The 26,171-nt window shown below is 45.1% G+C and carries 23 protein-coding genes; 8 read left to right on the top strand and 15 right to left on the bottom strand.

Annotation, left to right across the window (positions count from 1 at the left end):
* Positions 1–150: 150 nt before the first annotated feature.
* Positions 151–777 carry a hypothetical protein gene (locus tag OCU50_RS19505; RefSeq protein ID WP_060469330.1) on the top strand — a complete coding sequence of 209 codons (627 nt, stop codon included), beginning with the start codon at positions 151–153 and terminating at the stop codon, positions 775–777.
* Between the two features lie 204 nt (positions 778–981).
* Here the strand turns inward: OCU50_RS19505 and OCU50_RS19500 are convergent, their stop codons facing one another.
* Positions 982–1,467: a hypothetical protein gene (locus OCU50_RS19500; RefSeq protein ID WP_060469329.1), complete on the bottom strand. Its 486-nt coding sequence runs from the start codon at positions 1,465–1,467 to the stop codon at positions 982–984.
* A 26-nt stretch (positions 1,468–1,493) separates the two neighbouring features.
* On the bottom strand, positions 1,494–2,015 hold the full coding sequence (locus OCU50_RS19495; RefSeq protein ID WP_060469328.1) for a nicotinate-nicotinamide nucleotide adenylyltransferase: 522 nt from the start codon (positions 2,013–2,015) through the stop codon (positions 1,494–1,496).
* A 109-nt stretch (positions 2,016–2,124) separates the two neighbouring features.
* Between OCU50_RS19495 and nadE the strand changes: the two genes are divergently transcribed.
* Complete coding sequence (gene nadE, locus OCU50_RS19490) at positions 2,125–2,955, top strand: ammonia-dependent NAD(+) synthetase (RefSeq protein ID WP_060469327.1); 831 nt, start codon at positions 2,125–2,127, stop codon at positions 2,953–2,955.
* Positions 2,956–3,055: 100 nt separating this feature from the next.
* Here the strand turns inward: nadE and OCU50_RS19485 are convergent, their stop codons facing one another.
* Positions 3,056–4,942, bottom strand: coding sequence for a hybrid-cluster NAD(P)-dependent oxidoreductase (locus tag OCU50_RS19485; protein WP_060469326.1), 1,887 nt, complete (start codon positions 4,940–4,942; stop codon positions 3,056–3,058).
* A 219-nt stretch (positions 4,943–5,161) separates the two neighbouring features.
* On the opposite strand from OCU50_RS19485, the gene OCU50_RS19480 reads away from it, so the two are divergent.
* The 3 genes from OCU50_RS19480 to OCU50_RS19470 all read left to right on the top strand — a co-directional run bounded on the left by OCU50_RS19480 (position 5,162) and on the right by OCU50_RS19470 (position 7,704).
* A complete protein-coding gene (locus OCU50_RS19480) occupies positions 5,162–5,320 on the top strand; it encodes a YqaE/Pmp3 family membrane protein (protein ID WP_004731890.1) in 159 nt (52 codons plus the stop codon).
* Positions 5,321–5,512: 192 nt separating this feature from the next.
* Positions 5,513–6,541 (top strand): dihydroorotase, encoded by a 1,029-nt coding sequence (gene pyrC / locus OCU50_RS19475; RefSeq protein ID WP_060469325.1) that lies wholly within the window; start codon positions 5,513–5,515, stop codon positions 6,539–6,541.
* Between the two features lie 236 nt (positions 6,542–6,777).
* Positions 6,778–7,704 carry a M14 family metallopeptidase gene (locus tag OCU50_RS19470; protein WP_060469324.1) on the top strand — a complete coding sequence of 309 codons (927 nt, stop codon included), beginning with the start codon at positions 6,778–6,780 and terminating at the stop codon, positions 7,702–7,704.
* Positions 7,705–7,931: 227 nt separating this feature from the next.
* On the opposite strand, the gene OCU50_RS19465 is transcribed toward OCU50_RS19470, so the two are convergent.
* From OCU50_RS19465 to xsc, 10 genes are all read right to left on the bottom strand, one after another.
* A complete protein-coding gene (locus OCU50_RS19465; RefSeq protein WP_017057945.1) occupies positions 7,932–9,539 on the bottom strand; it encodes a BCCT family transporter in 1,608 nt (535 codons plus the stop codon).
* Between the two features lie 500 nt (positions 9,540–10,039).
* The gene (locus OCU50_RS19460; RefSeq protein ID WP_017057944.1) at positions 10,040–10,612 is read right to left on the bottom strand and encodes an aldolase/citrate lyase/malate synthase family protein; all 573 of its coding nucleotides are present in this window, start codon (positions 10,610–10,612) and stop codon (positions 10,040–10,042) included.
* Between the two features lie 236 nt (positions 10,613–10,848).
* On the bottom strand, positions 10,849–11,769 hold the full coding sequence (locus OCU50_RS19455) for a cache domain-containing protein (protein ID WP_060469323.1): 921 nt from the start codon (positions 11,767–11,769) through the stop codon (positions 10,849–10,851).
* Positions 11,770–11,780: 11 nt separating this feature from the next.
* On the bottom strand, positions 11,781–13,121 hold the full coding sequence (locus tag OCU50_RS19450) for a TRAP transporter large permease (RefSeq protein WP_060469322.1): 1,341 nt from the start codon (positions 13,119–13,121) through the stop codon (positions 11,781–11,783).
* 37 nt (positions 13,122–13,158) lie between these two features.
* A complete protein-coding gene (locus tag OCU50_RS19445; protein WP_017064289.1) occupies positions 13,159–13,701 on the bottom strand; it encodes a TRAP transporter small permease in 543 nt (180 codons plus the stop codon).
* A gap of 162 nt (positions 13,702–13,863) precedes the next feature.
* Entirely contained in the window at positions 13,864–14,865 is a 1,002-nt protein-coding gene (locus tag OCU50_RS19440; protein WP_060469321.1) for a TRAP transporter substrate-binding protein, read from the bottom strand.
* 120 nt (positions 14,866–14,985) lie between these two features.
* Positions 14,986–16,452: an NAD(P)/FAD-dependent oxidoreductase gene (locus tag OCU50_RS19435; protein ID WP_060469320.1), complete on the bottom strand. Its 1,467-nt coding sequence runs from the start codon at positions 16,450–16,452 to the stop codon at positions 14,986–14,988.
* Positions 16,453–16,500: 48 nt separating this feature from the next.
* Positions 16,501–16,938: a nuclear transport factor 2 family protein gene (locus tag OCU50_RS19430; RefSeq protein WP_060469319.1), complete on the bottom strand. Its 438-nt coding sequence runs from the start codon at positions 16,936–16,938 to the stop codon at positions 16,501–16,503.
* 262 nt (positions 16,939–17,200) lie between these two features.
* Positions 17,201–18,007, bottom strand: a complete 807-nt coding sequence (locus OCU50_RS19425) for an FRG domain-containing protein (RefSeq protein WP_060469318.1) — start codon at positions 18,005–18,007, stop codon at positions 17,201–17,203.
* Positions 18,008–18,434: 427 nt separating this feature from the next.
* Positions 18,435–20,246 carry a sulfoacetaldehyde acetyltransferase gene (gene xsc / locus OCU50_RS19420; RefSeq protein ID WP_060469317.1) on the bottom strand — a complete coding sequence of 604 codons (1,812 nt, stop codon included), beginning with the start codon at positions 20,244–20,246 and terminating at the stop codon, positions 18,435–18,437.
* 265 nt (positions 20,247–20,511) lie between these two features.
* Here xsc and OCU50_RS19415 point away from each other — a divergent pair, with 265 nt between their 5' ends.
* Together OCU50_RS19415 and OCU50_RS19410 are read left to right on the top strand one after the other, a co-directional pair.
* Positions 20,512–21,492 (top strand): AAA family ATPase, encoded by a 981-nt coding sequence (locus OCU50_RS19415; RefSeq protein ID WP_060469316.1) that lies wholly within the window; start codon positions 20,512–20,514, stop codon positions 21,490–21,492.
* Between the two features lie 3 nt (positions 21,493–21,495).
* The gene (locus OCU50_RS19410) at positions 21,496–23,217 is read left to right on the top strand and encodes a cobaltochelatase CobT-related protein (protein ID WP_060469315.1); all 1,722 of its coding nucleotides are present in this window, start codon (positions 21,496–21,498) and stop codon (positions 23,215–23,217) included.
* Positions 23,218–23,282: 65 nt separating this feature from the next.
* Here the strand turns inward: OCU50_RS19410 and OCU50_RS19405 are convergent, their stop codons facing one another.
* On the bottom strand, positions 23,283–24,050 hold the full coding sequence (locus tag OCU50_RS19405; RefSeq protein ID WP_060469314.1) for a TSUP family transporter: 768 nt from the start codon (positions 24,048–24,050) through the stop codon (positions 23,283–23,285).
* 56 nt (positions 24,051–24,106) lie between these two features.
* A complete protein-coding gene (pta, locus tag OCU50_RS19400) occupies positions 24,107–25,198 on the bottom strand; it encodes a phosphate acetyltransferase (RefSeq protein WP_060469313.1) in 1,092 nt (363 codons plus the stop codon).
* 154 nt (positions 25,199–25,352) lie between these two features.
* Here pta and OCU50_RS19395 point away from each other — a divergent pair, with 154 nt between their 5' ends.
* Positions 25,353–26,141, top strand: coding sequence for an IclR family transcriptional regulator (locus tag OCU50_RS19395; RefSeq protein WP_017057930.1), 789 nt, complete (start codon positions 25,353–25,355; stop codon positions 26,139–26,141).
* The last annotated feature ends 30 nt before the right edge of the window (positions 26,142–26,171 follow it).

Here is a 26,171-nt window from a genome sequence, read left to right as displayed (position 1 = left end):
GGCTCATTCTACGCGTTGTTTTGACTTATCGCAGCTACAGAGCCCATACTTTTGACAAGGTCAGACCAGAAATATTGAAAATCCCCTGTTACTGTTGGCATTCTTTAAGATTAACGGTAATCTTGACGCCCCAAAATTAAGGTACTATCTATGAACTTCGCTATTGAATATACATCGGCTTACTTTTCGCACTTGGTGATCACACCACGCAAGAAAGTACTTAAACATAGCCTTGTATCGGTTCAAAGTGGCTTGGTTTTGATTAAGCTGGGTAAACAAGAGTATGCCGTTGAGCCAGGCCAAAGCATCTGGATTCCATACGACTGCTTAACATCACTGACCTACTTTCCAAACACTCAGATTAACCGTGTTGACTTCTCTGTTCGTTTGACGGACTCATTTCCAAGACAAGCGGGTTACATCACGCAAACTAACCTCTCTTTAGCGCTACTCGAAAAGTTGGAACTGACCAAGTCCCACGCTTCAAGTGCCAACAATACCGATCAAGCATGTAAAGATATGCTTTCTGTACTGAAGCAAGAGGTATTGTCGTTTAAGCCACTGCTTTATGAGAGTGCCCTGTCTCTGCGGTTCAATCAATGGAGCATTGATGATTCAAACTTACCGCAAGAACACACCTTAGTAATGGTGATGCGAGAAGCAAAGAAGCGCATGCAGTCTGGCCAAAAACGTTCGCTTGTAATTGATGACTTGTTTTCAGGGAAAGAAGAAGAGTTCGAACAACTGTGCATGCTAGTGTTTGGTGAATACCTATAAGCAAGGGGAAGCGGGCCCACCGTCTTCACTCGTTAAGAGTACTCATTTCCACTTCAAGCCAGTCTGTAAATCAAGCCCAAAATAACAAGAAACTAAAAAGCCGCTTAACAGAAACGTCCACTTTATGGAGGCACTTCAGTTTTGCGGCTTTTTTAACTTTTTAATGTCTGCTCAAGATTCAGAGCAAATCTGTCGTCTCATTCGTTAGAAAGGTAACTCAACTTGCATCATTAGGTCGGCGTCACTTGAATCATGCCAACGGTAATCAAAACGCATCCGAGGTTGCCCTTGGACTTTTTCGCCGAAGCCTATGCTTAATTGCAAACCATGATTGAGTAACCACTCTTCGGTAGACATCTCATACTGTTCGTCTTCCAGATCTTCAGGAAACCACATACCCAAACCAACATAATTTGATTCTAGGCTTTGTGTGAGAAATGGTGCCTCTTTGCTTTGAAGTACCCAGTCAGTCCAATAATCAGGTGTACTCTCCGCTTCCTCATCGCTCAGCCCACTGATTTCCATCATACGTTGGCCAAAAGATTCGATGCTCGTAGAAAAATCCAAACAATTGTTTTCACTATCAGAGGTCAACATGATCGAATCTAAGCTAAAAAAACCACATTCAGCATACGCAGGCATACTGCATGCAGCTATAACCAACGCCGCTGGTATCGTGCTCTTTAGCATAGTCCTCTGACCTCTTATTAATGAGCTCACATTATCTGATACAGCCCACCATCTTGCAATATCTTTGTAACTGACTTAGTGCTCAGTTTTGCAACATCGTTTCCATTTACCAGCGCATTACGTATGTCTGTGCTGCGGATTTTGACTTTTTCAGGGCAAGCCATTACGGACCATCGCTCAGTAATCTCATCGGACTTATAGAAAGATGAGAACTTAAAGAAGTTGTCAGGCCCAATAACAAAGGTGAGTTCCGCGTCACGATGTAACTTTTGAAGCTCGTTGAGAACAGCATAAGTCGTCACGCTTTCACCGGGTGTAAATAGGCTCTTTTCGATCAACGAAAGCTCAACTTGATCCAGTGAAAGATCACTGATAAATGCGTTAACTAACTGACATCTCGTCTCAAAGTCTAGCATCTCTTTTCCCCAAGCATGGGCAATACTTGGAACGAGTAGAATTTTGTCGAAATGGGCCAACGAATCAATCACACTTTTATGCCCTAAGCTCGGTGGGTTAAACGCACTACCGAAAATGGCTATTTTTTCCATTATTTATTACTGCCTTCTCTTTCTATGCTTGTGCAAAGAGGTTTTTAAATCGGATGATTTAGGTATGATAACACTAGATTTTTAATTTGCTTGCAGGAAAGGAATACGAATGAAACAGTTAATTCGTGACGAAATGCGCGTACTACCTTCAATTGACCCTCACTTCGAAGTGACTCGTCGTGTGGACTTTATTAAAACGAAACTTCAGCAGTCAGGCTGCAAGTCTCTCATCCTTGGTATCAGTGGCGGTGTAGACTCAACGACCTGTGGCCGATTGGCTCAAATGGCCATCGACAGCCTAAACGAGAGCACAGGCAGTAATGACTACCAGTTCATTGCGGTTCGCCTGCCTTACGGCGAGCAAAAAGATGAAGATGAAGCTCAGCTTGCTCTCTCTTTCATCCAGCCTTCTCAATCTGTTTCTGTCAACATTAAAGCAGGTGTTGATGGGCTTCATGCTGCTTCTCACGTAGCGCTTGAGGGTACAGGCTTGCTACCAACAGATTCAGCAAAAATCGACTTTGTGAAAGGTAATGTGAAAGCTCGCGCTCGCATGATCGCGCAATACGAAATTGCAGGTTACGTTGGCGGCCTTGTGATTGGGACAGACCACTCAGCGGAAAACATCACGGGGTTCTACACTAAGCACGGTGACGGTGCCTGTGATTTAGCACCGTTGTTTGGTCTGAACAAACGTCAGGTTCGTGAACTTGCAGCAACGCTAGGTGCCCCAGAAACACTGGTTAAGAAAGTCCCTACTGCCGACCTAGAAGAGCTTGATCCACAGAAAGCCGACGAAGCAGCCTTGAACCTTTCTTACGATCAAATTGATGATTTCCTTGAAGGTAAAGAAGTCCCTCAAGACGTGTCAGATCGCTTAGTAAGCATTTACAAAGCGACACAGCACAAGCGTCAGCCAATCCCAACGATCTACGATTAATTTTCTGAATTAGTCTCAGAATCAAAAGGTCGGAAGTTCATTTTTCGTGAACTCCCGGCCTTTTTATTTAATGTGCTTTTCTTATTGAACTGAGGAGTCTTTAATCCACAACTTCGATATCAGTTTGAGGAACGCTGCAACACGCTAGTATCTGACCCATGTTTCGTTCGTGCTCTTGTAGTGCTGGCACATCGGGGTGGTGAACTTGTCCTGACTCAAGAGTCACTTTACAAGCGCCACAGAAACCCGCACGACAACTGGAAGCAATAGGTACGCCCGCCGATTCAGCTTGCTCTAGCAAAGTTGATTGGTTATTACCTTCGAATAAGTAGCCGTTCACACTTAACTGCAGTTGTTTCACCGCTTCTTCAGTTGACTGAGCGATACCAAACGCTTCTTGGTGATAATGCTGAGGGTTTAGGCCCATTTGAATTAGCAGTTTCTTTGCGTTATCCATAAAGCCATCAGGGCCGCACACAAACGCTTGGCGCTTATGTAGCTCTTCAATCTTAGCGATATGCGAAATGCTCAAACGGCCTGATAAACCATCCCACTCTTTGCTTGGCTGACTTAACGAATAAATCACACGTAGGCCTGCATGTTCGCTAGCGATCTGATCAATCTCAGCTTGATAAGGAATATCTTGTTCGTTGCTGCATTGATGATAGAAAACCACATCATCAATCTGAGCGTGGTCGGCTAAATAACGCAGCATCGACAACATTGGGGTAATGCCACTACCTGCAGACAACAGCAGTAATGGATGAGTTGGATTCTCTTCTAAGTAGAACGCACCGTCTGGGTTTTGCGCGACTAAAGTATCACCCACTTGGAAATGATCATTTAGCCAGTTAGATATTTGACCGTCATCCACTCGCTTCACAGAAATCGCTAAACGACCCGCTCGTGAAGGGCTAGAAGATAGCGTATAACGACGAGACACTTTTTTGCCATCAATCACCATTTCGATCGGTAGGTGTTGGCCTGGCTGGTAGTGTGGTAGTGAGTGGTTTTCTTTCGCAGGCTCTAACCAAAAGGTTGTAAAGTCACGTGCGATCTCTTCGCGCTCAACACACGTTAGATGCAGTGACTCAACCCAAGTGTCTTCATAATGCTCTTTCTCTTTGCTTTCGAGCACCTCGACCACATCGCCAGCTTTGATTAAGCCTTCATTTTTCGCCACTAGGTTTTGACCAAAGAACACCCCACCACGCTCGTTGGCTCTAAAAGTGGAGAAAGTATTGAGCGGCTCTTTTGTTGTTCTAAATTCGCCACGTTCAACATCCACCGTGGTTAGAATGCAGCGCTCACAAGGTTTCACTGCTTCGAATTCAACCTCGCCAATTCGGATACGCTTCCAACCATCTTCAGCAAAAGCTTCGGTATTGGAAACAACAAAGTTGGTACGGAACTGATCCATGGAGTGCGTTTCAGGGCTGCGACGATTCAGCTCATCAAGAGAGGCTTGACTGATTATTAACATTGGATAGCCGTCAGCAAAACTCACGTTATGACCGAGCTTTTCACGGACACGATTCGATTGCTCACCAGAAAACAGTAGCTCAACACGAACACCCAACACGTCACTGAACCAATCATCGGCGTCATCATTGGTGGTGTATGCGGTAAAACTGTCTTTCCAAACCGTTGCTGGCGCTTCTTGCATCTTGAAATTCGCATACTTTAGGCGCAGCGGCTCTTTACCTTCGTAAGTGAAAATCAAACCGTCAGGTTGCAAACTTGAAGATACCTTGACCATTTTCGGGTACTTACGTGCCGTGACCATTGAACCGTCAGCCAATGCGAGCATAAAGCGTCTGTCGAAAGTAAGGCCTTGTTTTTCGACCCAAGCAGAAGAGAGCGAGATACCGCCCACTGATTTTACCGGAAACACATTGATTTGAGATAAAGAAGGAGCTTGATCAGAAGGCTCTTGCTCCAAAGCCCTTTGATCTAACGCCCTTTGACCTGAAGATAGCTGCGACATAACGATTCCAATGTTTTGTTGTTTGTCCCAATGCTAGCAAATGGTTATAAATAGATAAACTGGCAGGTATTAAACACTTGATACTAAGCTAATATATTGAGATGTTTAAACGACTGTCTTATATACATAAAGACACCAATACACTAACTCTTTCCATACGTTCTATAATTTGAACACGTTTATCGCATTGAACTGTCATTGAATAAAAAAGGATTTATCATGAACAAACTCGTCATTATTATTTTATGTGTACTGCTTCCTCCTGTTGGTGTGTTCTTCGCTCGTGGTGCGGGTAAAGATTTACTAATTAACATCATCCTTACTTTCTTCTTCTGGGTACCAGGAATGATCCACGGCCTGTGGGTGGCCACCCGCTAACCCATATCCGGGAATAAATAGTGAATTAAAACCCCATAAAAACAAGCTCCTAACCATGAAGAGTTAAAAATAGGATGAAATGAAAGTGCTTTTCCACTATCATCCTGTCGCCTAAACGTAAGCGATTGCTTTCACAGATTTCGCCGAGTTTAGGCTCCAACTACATAACACTTCAATTGGTGGGAGCCTTCAATGACACAACTTACGATTACTCGTCCTGACGACTGGCATGTTCATCTACGCGATGGCGACGTACTAAAAGATACAGTTCGCGATATCAGCCGTTACAATGGTCGAGCGTTAATCATGCCAAATACCGTCCCACCGGTAACCGATACCGAAATGGCGCTTGCTTACCGTGAACGCATCATGGCAGAACAGCCAAGTGAACAGTTTCAGCCTCTAATGGCACTTTACCTGACAGACAACACAACACCTGATGAAATTCGCAAAGCGAAAGAGTCTGGCGCTGTCGTTGCTGCTAAGCTTTACCCAGCAGGCGCAACAACAAACTCTGATTCAGGCGTAACCTCTGCTAAAAACATCTACCACGTACTAGAAACAATGCAAGAAGTGGGTATGTTGCTGCTTGTACACGGTGAAGTAACGGCTCACGACGTTGATATCTTTGACCGTGAAAAAGAGTTCCTAGACACAGTTCTAGCGCCGATTGTGAACGATTTCCCTAACCTGAAGATCGTTCTAGAGCATATCACGACTGCAGATGCAGCGACTTTTGTTAAGAACGCGAACGACAACGTAGCGGCAACCATCACCGCTCACCACCTGCTTTACAACCGTAACCACATGTTGGTTGGCGGCATTAAGCCACATTTCTATTGCCTACCGATTCTTAAGCGCAACACGCATCAATTGGCGCTTATAGAAGCAGCTACGAGCGGCAGCAAGAAGTTCTTCTTAGGTACAGACTCTGCGCCACACGCGAAAGGCGCAAAAGAGTCAGCATGTGGTTGTGCCGGTTCTTACACAGCGCACGCTGCGGTTGAACTGTATGCTGAAGTATTCGAATTAGAAGGCAAGATTGAAAACCTAGAAGCATTCGCGAGCCACAATGGCCCAGACTTTTATGGCATGCCACGTAACACAGATACAATCACTCTAGTAAAAGAAGAGTGGAATGTTGCTGAAACAATGCCTTTCGGCTCAGACATCGTGGTGCCAATTCGTGGCGGTGAGACGATTGCTTGGACAGTTAAGTAAACAGAGTTTTAAGCTGTTTCAGTTCATCAATTATGTTGTTGAGTTATCAAGCCCTTCACATATGTGAAGGGTTTTTTGTTGTCTTAACAGCCTAAAGCTTCCAAGAATAACGACGTTTAGAAACAGTATTTAGAATACCAATCGTTCGAAGCATAAACTCACTCAATAAAAGTTGCACGATCTCGCTGCGCTGATTATTCTCACTTCACCACAACGTCCCTGACAGAGATAAAACAATGGAAAGTACTTACACCTACCCTATTGGTGAGCCAGGAAAAAAATGGCAAGAAGCAGAGCGTCAAGCATGGTTTGCTCAAAGAACGGCTAAGCGTGAATACCAACAAGAAGTCGTACCAAAGATTAAAGCACTAGCAGACCGCTTTGACATCGAGCAATACGGAGCACTGAGCTACGACGAAGCTCGCTTCCCACTCTTCGCTATCAAAAGCAAAAACTGGGACGCATCAAAACCAACCGTTCTTGTAACGGGTGGGGTTCACGGTTACGAAACCAGTGGTGTCCATGGCGCGATCAAATTCGCAGCTACTCAAGCGGAAAAGTATACAGCGCACTTCAACATTGTTGTCGCACCTTGTGTGAGCCCTTGGGGTTACGAAGTGATCAACCGCTGGAACCCAAATGCTGTTGATCCAAACCGCTCTTTCTATGACGGTACGCCAGCTGAAGAATCAGCAAACCTACGTGCATTAGTTGCATCTTTACCAGAAGTGTTGGTTCACGTTGATCTTCACGAGACAACCGATTCTGATGAAACTGAATTCCGCCCTGCACTCGCTGCACGTGATGGTATTGAGTACATCGAAGGTATGATCCCAGACGGTTTCTACACGGTGGGTGACACTGAAAACCCTCAACCTGAATTCCAAGCAGCTGTCATAGCTTCCGTTGAAAAAGTAACCCACATTGCGCCAGCAGATGACGAAGGCAAGATCATTGGTTCAGACGTCACTCAACACGGTGTGATCAACTACCCAATGAAGAAGCTTGGCTTATGCGGCGGTGTGACTGATTGTAAGTACGGTACAACCACTGAGGTTTACCCGGACAGCGACAAAGTGACAGACGAAGAGTGTAACGATGCTCAAGTTGCTGCTGTTGTTGGTGCTTTAGATTACGTTATTCAGCACGAATTGGATGCGTAAGCGCACATTAGCTAATAGCTAGAGCCTCGCTCCTAAGAGTAAGAGTTAAAAGAGCCATAAGTGACTATTCACTTATGGCTCTTTTTATCTTTATTATTTCTTGTTTCTTGTTTCTTGTTTCTTGTTTCTTTGAACCATAAAAAAGCTCCCTTGCACACAGTACAAGAGAGCTTTGAAATAATGTTAAGTAAAATTAAAGCGTTAGCTGCTTATTTCTGCGTCGCAGTTTACTCAGATGCAGGGCTAACGGTTTCCTGCCCTTTACCCACTTCCGTCAGTAGGCCTTTCAACAAGCTCACACAACCAATCAGAAGAATGATCGTAAACGGTAGTGCTGCAATAATCGTAATAGATTGCAGCGCTTGGATTGATTGAGTTCCACCAATCCATAGCATTACCATCGCGATGGCACCTGAAATAACCGCCCAAACTACTTTCTGCTTCACCGGTACTTCAAGTTTACCACCCGCCGTCATACCATCAATAACGATAGAACCAGAGTCTAACGTTGTAACGAAGAATACGATAATCAACACGACAGCGATAACAGACAGAATGCTACCAAACTCGTAAGCATCTAACATGTAGAACAAGCTTAGTGATACGTCTGTGATGCCTTGGTCAAGGCCAAGTTGCCCCACCTGATTAATCACTTGCTCGATAGCCACGCCACCGAAAATAGACATCCAAGCTGACGTTACCAATGTTGGGATAATTAGTACACAAAGTAAGAATTCGCGAACCGTACGACCTTTAGAAATACGCGCTACAAACATACCGAAGAAAGGTGCATACGCTACCCACCATGCCCAGTAGAACACAGTCCAACCATGCAGCCAGGTTGTGTCTTCGCGGCCAGAGCTTTGGCTCAATGCTACGATGTTTTTCACGTAACCCGTTACTGCCGTCGCCATTGAATCAAGCACCGTTGTAAAGTTCAATACTGCGATAAGGCCAAGGAATACGAACGCAATAACCATGTTCAGGTTACTTAGGAACTTAACACCACCGTCCATGCCTCGCAGAACAGAAATGATCGCCAAACCCATAATCAACACGATAATAGCTTGCTGAAGGAAGATGTTATTTTCCAAGCCGAACACATGGCTGATACCACTTGCCGCTTGTGTACCACCTAAGCCCAATGAAGTCGCTAGACCAAACAGAGTAACCAGTACGGTTAGTACGTCGATCACATCACCAGTTTTGCCCCACACTCGCTCACCCAGTATTGGATAAAACACAGAGCGCATTGATAACGGTAGGCCTTTGTTGTAAACAAAATATGCTAGGCAAAGCGCCGTCATACCATAGACAGCCCACGCATGAAAACCCCAGTGGAATACTGTCGCGCCTAGCGCTAACTCGCGGCCTGCTTCAGTGAAGGGTTCTGCATTCAATGGCGTTCCGAACCAGTTCGTGAAGAAGGCGGTTGGCTCTGCAACACCCCAGAAGATAAGTCCAATACCCATACCTGCAGCGAATAACATCGCAATCCAAGATGGCATTGAGTAGTCCGCCGTAGCTTCTTCACCACCTAGACGAATTTTACCCAACGGTGAAAATGCGATAACAACAGCAAACGCTAGCATGATGTTGGCTCCCCACATAAACAGGAAGTCAAACTTTGATAGAACAGCACCCTTAATAGAATCAATAGCAGCTTTAGCATCCGCAGGAGGAAGAGCAAGAAGAGTGATGATAAAGAGAAGAGATAAGCCAACCGAGGCTACAAAAACTGTGTTATGGACATCCATGCCCCATTTACTGACGTTGTCTTGACCAACTTGATAGTCAGTAGAATCGATACTGTATTTTTTTGATTTAAAACTCATAAATTATGATGTTCGCATATCCGAATCAACGAATATAAGGACGTTCTCCATATCCAACTACTACTTGATTGGCTCGCCATACCACTTAAATAAACGTGATAAAAACCACCTTGAGAGGCGACAAATGGACTTAATAGCTCAATCCCAGGCCGCGCATAATAGCACAGCACGAAGTATTTTGACTGAGTTTTTGCTCAATAGTCACTCAGCGTACTGTCATCCATGGTCATTCTCGCTATAAAAAAAAGACTAGAACTTACAGATAAATCATTTAATTACAAATACTTATACCAACAAAGATATGGGATAAAATTTTAAAAACTTTTGTTAGATAACTTTAAGAAGCGCTTAATTTACTTATACCTCTAATAAAAAAGCCCCGCTATAGGGGCGGGGAAATTACCAAAGGTAAAGAGAAATCGATAGTGCGATATTAGCGCCACGTATCGCAGCGCTCAGTTATTTAAATCACCGAAGTTCAATTCAGTCGCTAAAGAGCGTTAGATCGCAAAGCAAAAACCTAGGTTGTAGTCTTCGCCATTTTTCGCCGTGAACTCTTTGTCTTCACTCGATGCATTCGGTCGACCGATTTCATCGCCTTTCACCAAGCTCACCCAGTGACGGATTCCTGAAGAGCAACTGGCCTCAGTTTGGCCAAACGTGGTGCATGTCTCTAGCTGAATATCTTGAATATCAACCAATTCTAGGTGACCCGTACCTTTACGAGCACCTATTGTCACTTCAACGTGCGTGCCGCTCTCATCACGGAACAAGATTGCAGAAGGTTTAGATTTATCGCCAGTGTAAGCCACAAAGTGCTTAGCACGTTTCAAACCTGTGTGTTCGCCGTTTTTGAAGTAAACTTGAACGTGTCTGTAGTCAATCTCATAGCTTACTGCGTCTTCGTGCGAGCCTGCCTCTAGAGGAAATAGAGTATCAAGCAACTGTTTTGCCATTTTCTGTTTTTCGAGTTGCTTGTCTGCTTTCACCATTTCGACGGCAAAGACAGCTTCAGCAATAAATGTTGAATGGTTTCTGTGAAGTTCTGTTTTGTCTAGTGTCAGCATATTCATAGTCTATCCCTCGTACGGCTTTGAATTTCATTTAGGTCAAACATCCTGATTGACCTTTTTAAAAATTATTCTTTACTGTGTGGCTTCCATGTATTTCATACTACCTGTATTTTTGAAATAATTTCACAACAAAAATTTCACACTGTTAATTTTACTAAATTGCTTTTTTACACACACTGGTATTTTGGGCCCCTAGCCCTTTATTTAACAGGGCTGAGGGCTCGTTAGAAACCATTTTACGTGTTGTTTGATTTTGTGTAATAACCGACCCCGACCAACTTATTGTCGATGACTCGATAATAAGTATGCTTGGTTTCAACTTTACTCGACTGAGGGTTCAACCAGCGATAAGTGTAAACACCTCGGCCGTTTTCTTTCGCAAGGTTCAACATCTCAGTAAGAATTGGCTTATCGTCAGGGCTTAGAATCTCGCTGTGTGACCGCCCGACAAGCTCAGGAGATACCCCATGCGCCAGCAACTTTCCAGAGCTCATATCCATCACAAACACATATAAGTCTCCTTCTACAAAACTGCCATCGGCGTCATTGAATTCTGCCAGGCTCTCTTGTTCTGATTCCACTATCGCGGTCATCGCTCTCGCCAATAAATTCTTTGCCTCGGCCGCACTCGAACGTTCTGGGTAATAACCGACAGCGACAATCACGTCACCCACACGCTCAAAGAAAGTAGTTTTCGGTTCACCCATACGATCGGTCGGATTGGTCCAGTGATACTTCACTTCACCAAAACCGTTGTGTACTGCTTTGGTGATCATTTCTCGGAAAAAAGGATTGCCGTAAACGTCTTGCGTATCTAAAACACTGTCACCAACCAACACCATTGACGAGCCACCGCTGGCAAGGAATTGGCCATCAATACCCAAAGCAAAAACATAGAGCTCCCCATCGATATATTCAGGGTCACTCATGAAGTCTTTAACACTATCGTCACCCTCTTTTTGAACGTGTATCACTGCCTTCGCAAGCAAGGTTTTGGCTCTTCTTTCAGCTTTACTGACAACATGTGGTTCAGAAATATCGAGCACATTGACAGGCTTGGTTTCTTTCGCTGTTTCAGAATGTTCAGCACGTAAACCAATACCACTCACGACAGCAAACACGGCACAACCAATGAGGGTGATTCTGGATAAATTCATGGTTATCTCTCCTAATAGCCGACTAAGGACGGTAGCCAAAGCGTAATTTGTGGGAAGAAAGCGATAACGAAAACGCCCACAACAGAAGCAAGAACAAAGGGATGGATCTTCGCGGTGATTTGCTCAACCGTAGCTCCGCCTATCCCCGAGGCAACAAAGATATTCTCCCCCAGTGGCGGCGTTGCAAAACCTATCGATAAGGTACACACCACCACGATGCCCACGTGAGTAGGATCAGCACCCAGCATGTACATTATCGGCAGCAAGACCGGTACGATAATCATGATCGCGGCTAACGTTTCCATAAACATGCCGACAAACAACAACAAGGTAATGGTTAGCGCCCACACCATGTACATGTTGTCGGTAAAACCGAGTAGCGACTCCGCCACCACTACTGGAATCTTTTGCTCGATCAACAAGCGGCCAAACACGGTAGCGGCAAAGAGGATCAACAATACACGCCCTGTGATCCATGTCGTGGTCGACAGAGATTTCATCACGCTTTTGAACGACAGTTCTCGGTGAATGAAAAGCCCAACAAACAACGAATAGAATATCGCGACAACCGCTGATTCTGTTGGTGTGAACATGCCGCTGTAGATACCGCCAAGAATTAAGAACGGTGCTAATATCGACCATAATCCGCGGCGTAAGTAATGCCTTACATCGCCAAACGACCACGTTTCAGTCAGCCCTTTATAGCCTTCTCGCTTAGCAATGAAGTAGTTGGTTACCACCAGCGTCGATGCCATGATGAAGCCCGGTACAACCCCAGCGACAAACAGTTTTGGAATCGATAAAGAAGCAAACTGACCGTGTTGAGCAATGGCTTCTGGTGGCGCCATTAAGCCCATTGCCGAGATACCAAAGATAACCAATGGAATGGATGGCGGGATGATAATGCCCAACCCTCCGGATGCAGCCGTCACTGCCGATGCGTAGCTCTTATCGTAATCACGCTTGACCATCGCAGGCACCATCAACATGCCTACCGCAGCCGTGGTTGCTGGGCCCGAACCCGAGATAGCACCAAAGAAAAGACACGCCATTACCGTTGCCGCGCCAAGGCCGCCTGTTACGGGACCCGCTAAGCTTTCGGCGATATCCACCAGACGTTTGGAGATACCTGCCGCCTCCATTAGTGCACCTGCAAGAACAAAGGCTGGCAGGGCCATTAACGGGAAGTTACCCACCGAGGTAAACGCGATTTGTACTAAAGCGATGGGATTTTTGTCGAGCAACATATAGGCCGCCATCGAAGCGCCGGCCAGTGATACTGTGATTGGTGCGCCTAGGATTAACAGCGTTAAAAAGCCACCAAATAAAATTAGAGTTAAATAGGATTCCATTATTACATCTCTCTATTACGACTATTCTCTGTGATGACTATTGCGCGGACTTTTGTGCCGTCATTTTGCGCAGCTCTTTGACTTCTGGATCTTCGTTGGTTGCGCCTTTGAATAAACGCTCATAGTTGTTCCAGATAATTCGAATCATCATCAGTGAAAACGCGATAGGTAAAATCATGTAGAAGTACTTCATCGGGATACCTGTAGTCTGAGACTTCCAAAACAGATTCATTTTGTTGAACACGAAGTCGTAGCTGAGGTAAACGAAGTAACCGTTGAAACAGAGCCATAAGAAGTCAGCGATGGTTTCACTCACGGTCTGCACGATTGGCGGAAAGAATTTAAAATGAAAGCTCACTCGGTTGTGAGCTGACATTTTGGCCGCCACAACAGCCCCTAGATAAGCAAACCAAACGAACATGTAAGTCGCGACTTCGTCACCCCAAGGGATGGAGTAATCAAAGAACTGACGAGTAAGAATTTGTGTGAACAGCAATAGGACAAAGCTTGCGAGCAGCAGACAACAGGTATATTCCTCAATGTTGTTAAGGTGCTTTTTTATTGTTTTAGCGACTGACATATAACCTCCAATGTTGATTTCCACATGACAACCAGTCGCTCACGGTCCTAAAAAGATCAGGTACTGAGCAGATCAACGAGTAAAGCCATGTAAATGCCCTATCCACTGCTTTTCGCTAGGTAATTATGTAGCGGAGAACAGCAGGTAGGGCGTATCTAATCGTTACTTTCTACCTAGTAACTCAAGAACGTCGTCTAACTTATCTTTACCTCCAATGCTTGAGTAGAACTTAGGCCAAACTGATTTCGTTACATCGCTGATCCACTCTTGCTCATTGTCTGCTGGGTCTGTGAATACCATTCCTTTTGCTTGTAGCTCTTCGCGAATCTTGTTTTCCGTATTTTCTAGGTAAGCAAAGCTGTGCTCTGTCGCTTCTTGACCCGCTTCAAGAATGATTTTTTGCATTTCAGGCGTCTGTTGCTGGAACACCGTTTCACTAACGATTAATGGCTCAAGTGAGAAGATGTAACGGAGGTTGGTTACGTACTTTTGTACTTCATTGAACTTCATGGCATGAACAGTGATATATGGGTTGTCTTGACCATCAACCACGCCTTGTTGCAGGCCAGTGAAAGTCTCAGACCATGCCATTGGCGTTGGGTTTACACCCCATGCTTGATAAGACGCGATCATGATTTCGTTACGCGGTACACGAATCACTAGCCCTTTTAGATCTTCTGGTGAAGCAACGGGCTTTTTCGAGTTAGTCAAAACCCTGAAGCCTGAATAAGCCCAACCTACGATGCGAACGCCTGCATCACGAATCGTGTTATCGACTAAGTCTTGGCCTACTTGACCTTGAGTCAGTAGTACCGCTTCTTCTGCGCTTTGAATGACGTAAGGCATGGTCAATAGACCAACGGTTGGAGAGAAAGGCGTCACGTTGTTGATCGCCAGTACAGAGAAGTCGAGTAAGCCGATTGCCGCATCATTTACGGTGTCTTGCTCATTGCCTAATTGGCCATTCGGGAACAGATCGATTTTGACTTTACCGTCTGTTTTTTGCTCCATCAATTCAGAAAATGATGTCGCTAATTCCCACTGCGTACCACCAGCAGCATCGCCGATAGCCATTTTAAAATTTGCTGCTGCCGCGGCATGAGATAGCATCGCTGTTGCTACAATTGTGACGCCAGCAATAATTTTATTTTTAATAAATTTCATAGTCTTAACCTTTCATATCATACAGACTTCCAGCCTGTACTTTGCTCACAAGGTGACCTGGTACAACTTTCCTGGTCGTAGTTCTATTTCCCTATTTTGGAAACAATGTTCGAGTCGCGATTACAGCTTTTCATCCTTTAACGAATACCACTGATAAAGGAACTGTTGCCCTACTCTTCGAAATGGTGCAAACATCTCTGATTCCACCACTTCCCTCACGTTGGGGAACGGAAGTTTTGATTCAAATATTGGTAGGTCGAGTTTATGACCTTCACCTGCGATCCACTGGGCAAGGCGTTTACCTGCTTGAGCGGAGTACATCACACCATTGCCGCCATACCCTAGTGCGTAGAATATGGATTGCTTTGGATTCGGCTGATAAATTCTTGGCATCATGTCGTGGCTAACATCCACCCAACCCCACCATGAATAATCAATTTTGATCTGATCGAGAGACGGGAATTTTCGGGTTAAATCCGATCTCAACATATCTTCGTATTTCTTTTCAGGTGCGTTCTTGCCACTGATGGCACTGCGTGTACCAATCTGTACTCGGTTATCCGGTAACAAACGGTAGTAGTGGCGCAGAATTCGAGTATCAGTAATCACTTGATTGGTTTTGAAGTTACACGCGGCGATTTCGCTTTGAGTTAACGGACGCGTCACCATCGAGTTAGAAAGGACTGGTAATAGGCGATTCTTAAGCTCGGAATGCAAACCTTGGCTGGTATACCCACCCGTACAAACACCAACAGAACGAGCCTTCACAACACCACCCGGCGTTTTCAGGTAGTGCACACCGTTGCGAGTTTCCCATCCCATCACAGGGCTTGCTGGGTGAACTTTTACGCCGAGTGCTCTCGCCTTTCTTAGATAACCAAACGCCAATTTCCCAGCATGAATGCCAATCCCTTCGGGCTCATGCATCGCGCCTGCCGCTTCTTGATCACCAACATAATCACGCTTGACGGTTTCCGCATCTAAGATCTGCGCATCGTAATCGAACGTGCCACGCAGCAACTTGGCTTCTTTCTCGAGTGTTGCCATCACTTTTGGACGGTGAGCCACATATAAGTGGCCACCCGGCTGCGGGTCACAATCAATGTCTTTGATTAGAGACTTAAATGTGTTCATGCCATCGACGCATTCGCGGTGCATTTTTAGCGCGGTTTCGAGTCCCCAGCGTTCAATCCACTGAGAACGCTTCAAACGTCCTGACGCACACTGAGCCTGACCACCATTTCGGGTACTGCAGCCCCAACTCATACGGTTAGCTTCAATCACAGTCGCTTTAATGCCGTACATTTCAGCAAGGTGTATCGCGGTACTTAGGCCTGTGTAGCCTGAACCAATTATCGCCACATCGACATCCATATCCGACGTGATTGGGCCATCATCTTCAGGTGGTGCACCTGCGGTATCTACCCAATAAGTCGGAGCGTATTCCTTACCGTGACCTGGGCTTTTATCTTTAAGTGGATCGTATTTTGGATCGTATTTATCTTTTGCTTGGGTGCTTTCTTTTGCTTGGGTGCTTTTCACCTTTGGCGGCACATCGGCTGCCGGTTGTTCCATTACTAAACTCATAATTCGACTCTCCTAGTCATAACACGTGAACGGGTTGTGGTTTCGTGTCTAGCTCTTGGGAGTGTTGTTAGGAGTTAAAAGAGGTCGTGTTTTACGGAAGGCATTTTTTACGCTGATTTTTCCATCTTTCAGGGTAAACACATCAACCATGCGAGCTTCGATGACGCTGCCATCCGGGTTCGTTGCAGAAAACGTTGACTCACTCACTGCTTGGTCACCACACACAAAATGCACAGGGTCGCTCCAAGCCGCATCTGGAAAGTTCTGCCAAACCAATTCAAAGCTATTTCGGACCGCTTCGTACCCTTCGATAGTGTTTCCAAGCAAGCCTTCGCCTGCCACCGTGTGGAATACACAGTCTTCCGTCATGAAAGACATGAGCGCCTCAATATCATGGTTATTCCACGCATCACTGAAAGACTGTAAAAAAGCGGTGTCGACTTGGTTTTCCAGCACGAATGTTGGTGCATTGGTTTGCATATTCATATTCCAGAATCCTTTATGTTTTCGTTATTGGTTTAAATTTCAGTAGCTTTACGCCACTTTTTTATTAGAGTGTTTAAACTAGATCTGCGAGAATTTAACAACCTGATAACAAGGTTAGTCACTCTAACTTCGAGTTAGGTTATAAACAATCTCTAAGCTCACAGATTTCATTTTTTTATAAATTAATTAGTGTTCTAATTTTATTTGCTCGGATTTTCACTCTCGATATCAAAGATATAATTAAATTGGAACGTGTTAGCCTTTAGTCGAAATCAAAGTCTTGATGATACTTTCGACCATACTGTTCAAGTTGACGATCATGAGTATTAACTTGTAATTCGATACTGCCGTCACCTTTATTTATGACTTGGTTGTTATCTACATGTTCTTCGTTTTTTAAATCTGTTAGTTTCTCTTCGACATATTCTGTCGGTTCATTTAAAACATTCATGGATATTAACTCCTTTATCAGGTTTACTTTCACAGATGGAAGAATATGAACGGACACTAGACCGTTTGAATATTCTTTCTCATCGTACAAAGGCTGAATGGCATCATTGCCACCTTCCTTAAATGGGTGAATGGAATACCACTTGTCCTTGCGTGGCTCTTGTTTATCGCAATCCGCCACATTAAATATCTGAGTTTTGTTGAGATCACACGGCGAACTGAAGAAACTAACCCGCTGATAATCAATAGCTTTAATTATATTTATGCAGTCTTTACTTTGACTGTGACACATCGACCACAACGCATTTAACAGGTTATCGGTCCATTCCAGTAAACGGGTGGGAAAGCCCTGTTTCTTGGCTAAACACATCAATAACCAGTCATTTATGTCGTGTGAGCTCAGTGAATGCCCACCATAGACACGAACTGTTGATAACAACTCTTGTTCGACACGGCGTATGTTCCTACGATTTGAACGGCCTAAACTTGGCATCAGATTACTGTTTTCATAATCACACACGTTATACATCAAACCACATTGGTCACTGCATTCAGTCATTAATGAATCAATTATTTTATACAGTTCTTCGAGTGTGCTTATATAACGTTTATTGTTCATATTTTCTTCCAACCACTCGACAATATAAATAACTAAATTTAGTTTATTAAATGAAAATCAATGCCTAATAAAATACACAGACTAAAGTCTAATAACTCTATCGACTTATCGGTAATTACTATTTAAAAGTTATTCATAATAATCATTGATAAGTCTCTATTAATGAAACCGAGTACTATTAATCTTGATTATTTCATTAGGGCTCTAATATTTAGGGCGAAATAATAGAAATATATGACCCAAGACTTAGATATCAGTACTATTAAGAATCTTTGAAAACAACTCGGTCGTTTAACCATTCTGTTTCATTATCCAATTTGAAATTAATACTTAGTGTTAGAACCTAATTCATTTGCCCGACCATATTCTCGATAACTCTTTATCTTGCATTCACGAGACTGTTTTGGTCGGGCAAATTTCTTATGACTTATACGTAATCTTTGTACTTATCTAGGAAACGAACCGGCGTTGATAGTGCATCTCGGCGGAACGGGTCGCCCAATTCCTGAGTACACATGATTTCAATGATGGTTGTTTTGCCTTCATTCATTTGCATGTCGATGGCTTTTTGAAGAGTTGGGCCTACATCTTCTAGCTTATCAACCGTGATACCTTCAGCGCCCATTGCTCGTGCGATTTCCGCAAAGCTTTGGTTGTCCAGTTCACCAGCAACAAAGCGTCGGTTGTAGAAGTCGACTTGGTTCTTCTTCTCTGCACCCCATTGACGGTTGTGGAATACCACGGCTGTCACTGGAATGTTATGGCGAACACATGTCATGGTTTCCATCAAGCTCATACCCCACGCACCGTCGCCTGCATAAGAGATAGCTGGACGATGAGGAGCTGCCGCTTTCGCACCAATGATGGTTGGGAAAGCGTAGCCACAGTTACCGAAACTCATTGCCGCAAAGAAGCTACGTGGTTTTTCAAAGCGTAAGTAGCTGTTTGCCACTGAGTTGATGTTACCGATATCCGTTGAGACCATTACGTCTTCTGGCATCGCTTTTTCTAGTTCACGCAGTACTTGGCGTGGGTGTAGGTATTCACCGCCAGAAAACGGAGTCTCGTGAGAGTTTTCTTCAATCATATCTAAGCTGAAAGAGTCACGTTCGTGTGTCCACTCATCAAGCTCTTTTTCCCAAAGTGCTTTCTCTGTTGCAACTGTATCTTGGCGATCGCCTTTGTTGTCATCACACAACAGTGCACGACCTTCCAGTCTTTCAGCTAATGCCACAGCCGCTGCTTTTGCGTCGCCACAGATACCAACAGAGATCTTCTTAACCAAGCCAAGCATCTTGTTGTCGGCATCGATCTGGATGATTTTCGCGTCTTTCGGCCAGTAATCCATGCCATGTTGAGGCAAGGTACCGAATGGACCAAGACGTGTACCCAAAGCGATAACCACATCCGCTTGAGCCATCAACTTCATTGCTGCTTTCGAACCTTGGTAGCCTAAAGGACCACACCATAATGGGTGACTTGCAGGGAAAGAGTCATTGTGTAGGTAGCTGTTTACTACGGGTGCGCCTAGTCGTTCTGCCAGTGCAGCACACTCTTGAACTGCGTCAGCCATAACCACGCCGCCACCAGAAATGATGACTGGGAATTTCGCTTCAGCAATCAGGTCTGCCGCTTCATTCAGAGACTTCTCACCACCAGGACCACGGTCTAAACGCGCGGGTTTAGGGATCTCGGTTTGAGTTTCGCCGTAGAAATAGTCACGTGGAATATTCAGTTGAGTCGGACCCATTTCGCTCATTGCGCGGTCAAAGCATCGACCTGTGTATTCCGCCATACGGTCTGGGTGCGTTACGTGTCCTTGATACTTAGTAAACTCTTGGAACATTGGAAGTTGGTTACACTCTTGGAAACCACCTAAGCCCATTGTTTTGGTACCTGTTTCTGGCGTCACAATCACGACCGGGCTGTGTGCCCAGAATGCCGCGGCAATCGCAGTTACACAGTTACTGATACCCGGGCCATTTTGCCCGATAACCACACCATGGCGACCAGATACACGAGAGTAGCCATCTGCCATGTGAGCAGCACCTTGCTCGTGTACCACTGGGACCAATCGAATGCCAGCAGGAGCAAAGATATCCATTGCGTCCATAAATGCTGACCCCATGATGCCGAACATGTCGGTAACATCATTAGCAACCATAGTTTCAACGAACGCTTCTGATGGTGTCATTGTTACTGTGCCGGAAACAACCGTACGTTTTTCTTGCTCACTCATTCTTCCATTCTCCTTGAGTTAACCAAAATTTCATTTTTCGGAATGAATTGTCTCTTTTTCGAATTCATTTTCACCTTAGTAGTAGATTTTTTGCGCGTCAACTTTTTATATTAAATTGGAACAAATCATTCTAATTAATAAAACCGGATCACATTATTGATAGTTTTTCGTACAAAAAGTGTCGTTAACTTAGAGTGAGCTGTTAATAATCGGTGACATATCGCCCATCGAGGCAGTCAATGGAAGCTATTGAGAGGGAACAAAAATGAATGATCCGGAATTGATACCTACACAACCAGTAAGTGTGAGAGAGTGTTTTGGAATCGACAGCAACCTAACGGTATTGGCGTTTGAACATGCGGGAGAGTATGTACCCAAGGTCGATCCTAACTACTGTTTTGATCCTGAAGTAACGCTAGCGATATTGGCGGGGTTCACCTCTAATCGCCGCACGCTGATACAAGGTACACACGGAACGGGCAAGTCTTCTCACATTGAACAAATTGCCGCGAGATTAAATTGGCCGTGTTTAAGGATCAACTTAGACGGACACTTAAGCCGCTTGGATTTCATAGGAAAGGACAGCATCGTCATTAAAGATGGAATGCAGGTGACGGAGTTTAAAGAAGGCATTCTTCCGCAAAGCATCCAGCAACCCATCGCTCTGGTGTTAGACGAATACGATGCTGGCCGACCAGATGTGATGTTTGTGATTCAACAACTCTTAGAGCAAGACGGCAAATACACCTCTTTAGAGCAAAACCGAGTGATCACACCTCACCCTTCTTTTCGCCTATTTGCTACCTGTAACACGCTGGGGTTGGGTAATTTCTCGGGGTTATATTCCGGAACTCAAGTACTTAACCATAGCCAACTTGACCGATGGAACATCATCGCCACGCTTAACTATCTAGATCCGCGACATGAAGCCAAGATCGTGTTATCCAAGCGCCCAGAACTGAACAATGAAAGTGGTCAGCAATTAGTTGAGAAAATGATCGCAACCGCTGGTTTAACGCGAAATGGTTTTATAGTGGGCGATCTGTCGACGGTAATGTCTCCGAGAACCGTGATCACATGGGCCGAAAACATTCGAATATTCGACGATGTAGCGACGGCATTTAGACTGTCATTCTTGAATCGCTGTGAAGACGAAGAGAAAGAACTGGTTAGCGAATACTATTTCCGTTGCTTTGGTGAATATTTAGAAACACCTACTCAAAACTATTCACACTCGGAGTCGTAAACCATGGCCAATGTTTCTTCTCAGCAGAAAAAGATCCTCGACCTTGGTGTGTCTGTCGCTAGAGCGATCAGTGGTGAACTGAACCTGAACTATCGGGGAGAGCGTCTCTATAACGGCAACAGCCCCTGCTATTATCAGTCTGCACACACCAACGATCTCACCTTTGTGTCTCGCCATGAGCTAACAAACAGCAAACTTTCAATGCAAGGCAAGATCGATTCATCGGCGCTGCGACTCTTGTTTTCAGATACTGATCTTCACTGTTCACTGCGACCTAAAAACGAAGTCGAACGTCTGCTGTATGATTTCTGCGAGCAGGTACGAATCGAGTCACAAGTCCCGTCTTACCTAAAAGGCGTGACTAAGAGCATTCAGTTCAACTTTGCGTATTGGAGCGATCAATATCATCAGAATGGCTTCACTGAATCACGAATTGGGATGTTACTGTTCACGCTGATGCAGGTCATCCACACTCACTTAACCGGTGTTCCAGTTTCTGAGCAGATTGCTGAAACCATTGAATCAACTCGTGCGGGCATCGTACCTATTTTCGGAAGCAGCCTGAAGCGCTTGAAGGAACATCGAGCCGACCAACAACAGTTTGCTCACTGCGCCAATGAACTCGCCTCTGTAGCGCAAGAGCTCATCAACCAAGAACAAGAGAGTAATAACTCACCGACACCTACGGTTGAAGAAGACATCAAGATTCTCGCGCAACTGGCCCTTATCGTTGATGGTGACATTCAAGATGAAGACATCGATGCCGACATCACAGGCAACAGCAAGGTGTTCGAACTGTCGGGCGCCAATTATCAGGTCTTTAATTCAGAATTTGACCAAGTGGTCGCCGCAGATAAACTCGTCAGGCGCGCCCTATTACTCGAACTGAGGCAAAAGCTCACCGATGACATTATGGCGAGACAAGTGAACACTCGCCGCTTGGCCGCTATGCTCACCCGCTTTGTTGCGACGCCCCAAAGGAATCGACGTCAGGATCATTTAGAAGAAGGCATTGTTAACGCCACCACCATCACCAAGCTCATCACTTCGCCGTTGGATCGTGCTGTTTTTTATCAGCCAGAGATTGGCGCATCCCATCAATGTGCCATCACGTTTTTGATGGACTGCTCAGGCTCAATGCAAAAACACAGCCACAAACTGAGTCTACTGATGGATACGATTCTCAAATCCGTTGGACTGGCCAACGTTCCTTTTGAGATTATCGGCTTCACCACCAACAACTGGAACGGTGGCAAGGTTTACCGACAGTGGCTCAAGCAAGGTCAACTGAAACACCCAGGCCGTTTAAACGAAGTTCGACATATCGTGTTTAAGGATTTTGATACCCATTGGAGACGCTCTCGCCTTGGCATTGCGAGCCTTCGCAAAGCAGACATCTTTAAAGAAGGGATTGATGGCGAGGCGGTTCAGTTCGCTAGTCAGCGCTTGCAACAGCACAGTGCTCAGCGAAAGGTGTTGATTGTGTTCTCAGACGGCTGTCCGATGGATACCGCCACCAGCACAGCCAATGATCAGTTCTATTTGGATAACCACCTAAAACAAGTCATTGAACGTGAGTCGAGCAAAAACGATATTGAGATTCATGGCGTGGGAATAGGCGTCGATTTAAGCCCGTACTACCGCAGTAACATCACTTTAGATGTGCAAGAGAGCTGCCTATTTGGGTTATCTAGGAGCATCTTTGAGATGCTAAAGCGTGTTTAAACAGGAAAGCTTAGGCTAGCGAACCGCTAGCCTCCTTTGTCGAGAATGGTTAGGAAGAGAATGGTTTACGAAGCGCCAAGCAACGACCATGCAGAAACAGCCATCAAATACCCACCAATCAACATCAACACCATAAATACCAACTTCCTAAGTTGGTCATTCGACAACGGCGGTGGGAAGCGCCGAGCAAACATAGTAACAAGCGCCACCAAAGGAACAGCAATAGCGGATAACCACAGTATGCTCGGTTCCATGTCGCCTGCTGCGTAGACATTAACGGTACGAGACATCGACGTACAAGCGAACACCATCAGCAATATACTTCGTACCAGATCGAGCGTAAAAGGCTGTCGATAGAGATGATAAACAATCGGTGGGCCCGCCATCCCAAACAGCCCGCCCGCTAGCCCAGAACTAAAGCCAGACAACAAGAAGGATACCGTTGCCGAGCGGTCTTTTCTGGTTTTAGGTTTGAACATAAAGCTCAGACCTGCGAATAACACCATAGCGCCCAATAGCCCCCTCAGGATATGTGTTGCTGAGTCGCTCAATTCGTCCAGCAAAAGCACACCAAGCGACACCCCGGGAATAATACCGATCACTAACATCACCAGAATCTTGAGTTCACCAAGCAGTGGCTTGCCCATCAACGCAACAAAACAATTAAACAAGGTCACAATACTGACCACGGCAGCAATCACGGGCAACGAAACCAGATTAAGGCTGACCGTAAGACCAATCACGATAATGCCGAGTCCAAACCCCGTGACAGTTTGGAAATAGGTACCCACCGCAATAGTGGCGAGAATGGCGAGTAAAACAGGTAACTCCATTGGCAATCCTAATTAGGTGTTTTTACTTAGTATGTAGCGAGCTTTGAATTTGAGTCTTAGTACCTAAACTCAAATTCTGATTCTGCTCTTTCTGTAGCTTCTTGAGTTTCTTTAGAATCAGCTTCAATATCCATCGTTGGACTTGCCGTTTTGCCTTGCTGTGCTTGCACGGCAGTCACCGCGATTACATTGAAGATATCTTCGGCGCTGCACCCTCTGGATAAGTCATTGGCAGGTTGATTCAGCCCTTGCAGCAACGGGCCAATCGCGACCGCACCACCTAACCTTTCAGCAAGTTTGTAACCAATATTGCCAGCTTCTAGGTTAGGAAATATCAACACGTTAGATTCGCCCTTCACCTCTGAATCGGGCAATTTTTTCGCTGCTATTTCAGTCACAATCGCCGCGTCGAGTTGAACGTCCTGATCAACCGCAATTCCCGGGCAACGCTGCTTCACTAACTGGGCGGCATTACGCACCTTATCAACCGATTCATGCTTGGCACTGCCATTGGTCGAAAACGAGAGCATTGCCACTTTCGGCTCTTCCATCAACAGCGTTTGTGCACTGTTTGATGCCGCCACTGCAATTGATGCAAGCTCGGTTTCATTGGGGTTAATCACCAAACCACAATCACTGAAAATCATGCCGCCTTTAAGGTTGTGGAAAGGCTCGCACAACATCATTAAAAAGAAACTCGATACCAATTCACTGTCTGGTGCTGGACCTATGATCTGCAACGCAGCTCGCACCACATCAGACGTGGTATAAACCGCGCCATTGACCGTGCCGTCTACTAACCCTTCTCTCACCATCAAGTTGGCAAAAATCAGTGGGTCTTTGACCTTCTCCAATGCACCTTCATAAGTCATGTCTTTGGCTTTTCTTAACTCATACAGACGTTCAGCCAACACAACTTTAAGTGCTGATGTTTGTGGTGAAACAATGTGAATGCCCGCAAGGTTAATATGATGCAACTGAGCGGCTTCGATAATCGCCTTTTCGTCGCCCACCAGCGTGATATAAGCGAGCTGCTTATCTATCGCTAATCGTGCCGCTTTGAGTACACGAGGGTCTTCCGCTTCGCTCAAAACCACACGCTTACGATCTAAGTGCGCCTTATCAATAATCCGTTCAATTGCTTTCATCTTAAAATTCCATTTATTGAGATTAATTGTTCCATAATTTACATTTATATTATTGAAATAATAAAAAAGGTCAAATTTTATTCAGATAATTGAAGAATATTGATTTGATATGTACACTCTTACACATAGACATATCGCAAGGATGAATCACTGTATGCAAACAGAAACACCACAAGTTCAAGGAGATACGCCCACTCTCCGACTTTTTGCACTATTAGAGGTGATAGCGCAAAAAGACGAGTTTATTTCCCTTCAAGGGCTCGTTGAAGAAACCGGACTACCGAAACCCACTCTGCACCGTATGCTGCAACAATTAGAATCCGCAGGCATCATTCAAAGAGACGGTGATGAAAAACATTACAGCTCTGGTATTCGACTCAGAAAGTTGGCTGAAAACCTTCTGTTCAACAGCACCATGCACAGCGCAAGACGCACGATTCTTGAAAACCTACGAGCAGAAGTCGGCGAGAGCTGCAACCTAACCGCACTATCAAGCGGTGAGATCATCTACCTTGACCGCGCAGAGACCGAAGCGCCACTTCGCTTCCACTTGCAGCCTGGCTCTCGCGTTCCTGTGCACTGCTCAGCGACAGGCAAACTGTTTTTGGCTCACATGTCGAAATCACAACGCAGAAGACTGATCGAAAACGTGCCACTGACTCAGTACACAGTCAAAACCATCACTGACTACTCAGTGTTAGAGCAAGACATCGAACAAGCGAAGATCCAAGGCTTTGCGATTGATGATGAAGAGTTTCTACCGGGTTTGGTGTGTATTGCGGTACTCATTCCATCGCCAACCGGTCAATCCAATCTCGGTTTAGCAATCCAAGCACCAGTGATTCGAGTGAAACCAGACGAAGCGATCAAGTTCCTACCTGCTCTACAAAAAGCCGCGAAAGCATTGGCAAAGATAGAGGCAGACAACTGGGCGCAAGAATAACCTTGGTAGGCTAAAGCGAATCATCAGCAC

Origin of the sequence: Vibrio toranzoniae (genome assembly GCF_024347655.1) — a bacterium.
Taxonomy (GTDB): domain Bacteria; phylum Pseudomonadota; class Gammaproteobacteria; order Enterobacterales; family Vibrionaceae; genus Vibrio; species Vibrio toranzoniae.
Note: the sequence above shows the minus strand (reverse complement) of the source record. Positions and strands in the feature narration are given on the sequence as shown.

Bases quoted from the DNA above. Each gene is read 5' to 3' on its own strand.
- OCU50_RS19505 (WP_060469330.1), top strand. From the start codon at position 151: ATGAACTTCGCTATTGAATATACATCGGCTTACTTTTCGCACTTGGTG.
- OCU50_RS19500 (WP_060469329.1), bottom strand. From the start codon at position 1,467: ATGCTAAAGAGCACGATACCAGCGGCGTTGGTTATAGCTGCATGCAGT.
- OCU50_RS19495 (WP_060469328.1), bottom strand. From the start codon at position 2,015: ATGGAAAAAATAGCCATTTTCGGTAGTGCGTTTAACCCACCGAGCTTA.
- nadE (WP_060469327.1), top strand. From the start codon at position 2,125: ATGAAACAGTTAATTCGTGACGAAATGCGCGTACTACCTTCAATTGAC.
- OCU50_RS19485 (WP_060469326.1), bottom strand. From the start codon at position 4,942: ATGTCGCAGCTATCTTCAGGTCAAAGGGCGTTAGATCAAAGGGCTTTG.
- OCU50_RS19480 (WP_004731890.1), top strand. From the start codon at position 5,162: ATGAACAAACTCGTCATTATTATTTTATGTGTACTGCTTCCTCCTGTT.
- pyrC (WP_060469325.1), top strand. From the start codon at position 5,513: ATGACACAACTTACGATTACTCGTCCTGACGACTGGCATGTTCATCTA.
- OCU50_RS19470 (WP_060469324.1), top strand. From the start codon at position 6,778: ATGGAAAGTACTTACACCTACCCTATTGGTGAGCCAGGAAAAAAATGG.
- OCU50_RS19465 (WP_017057945.1), bottom strand. From the start codon at position 9,539: ATGAGTTTTAAATCAAAAAAATACAGTATCGATTCTACTGACTATCAA.
- OCU50_RS19460 (WP_017057944.1), bottom strand. From the start codon at position 10,612: ATGAATATGCTGACACTAGACAAAACAGAACTTCACAGAAACCATTCA.
- OCU50_RS19455 (WP_060469323.1), bottom strand. From the start codon at position 11,769: ATGAATTTATCCAGAATCACCCTCATTGGTTGTGCCGTGTTTGCTGTC.
- OCU50_RS19450 (WP_060469322.1), bottom strand. From the start codon at position 13,121: ATGGAATCCTATTTAACTCTAATTTTATTTGGTGGCTTTTTAACGCTG.
- OCU50_RS19445 (WP_017064289.1), bottom strand. From the start codon at position 13,701: ATGTCAGTCGCTAAAACAATAAAAAAGCACCTTAACAACATTGAGGAA.
- OCU50_RS19440 (WP_060469321.1), bottom strand. From the start codon at position 14,865: ATGAAATTTATTAAAAATAAAATTATTGCTGGCGTCACAATTGTAGCA.
- OCU50_RS19435 (WP_060469320.1), bottom strand. From the start codon at position 16,452: ATGAGTTTAGTAATGGAACAACCGGCAGCCGATGTGCCGCCAAAGGTG.
- OCU50_RS19430 (WP_060469319.1), bottom strand. From the start codon at position 16,938: ATGAATATGCAAACCAATGCACCAACATTCGTGCTGGAAAACCAAGTC.
- OCU50_RS19425 (WP_060469318.1), bottom strand. From the start codon at position 18,007: ATGAACAATAAACGTTATATAAGCACACTCGAAGAACTGTATAAAATA.
- xsc (WP_060469317.1), bottom strand. From the start codon at position 20,246: ATGAGTGAGCAAGAAAAACGTACGGTTGTTTCCGGCACAGTAACAATG.
- OCU50_RS19415 (WP_060469316.1), top strand. From the start codon at position 20,512: ATGAATGATCCGGAATTGATACCTACACAACCAGTAAGTGTGAGAGAG.
- OCU50_RS19410 (WP_060469315.1), top strand. From the start codon at position 21,496: ATGGCCAATGTTTCTTCTCAGCAGAAAAAGATCCTCGACCTTGGTGTG.
- OCU50_RS19405 (WP_060469314.1), bottom strand. From the start codon at position 24,050: ATGGAGTTACCTGTTTTACTCGCCATTCTCGCCACTATTGCGGTGGGT.
- pta (WP_060469313.1), bottom strand. From the start codon at position 25,198: ATGAAAGCAATTGAACGGATTATTGATAAGGCGCACTTAGATCGTAAG.
- OCU50_RS19395 (WP_017057930.1), top strand. From the start codon at position 25,353: ATGCAAACAGAAACACCACAAGTTCAAGGAGATACGCCCACTCTCCGA.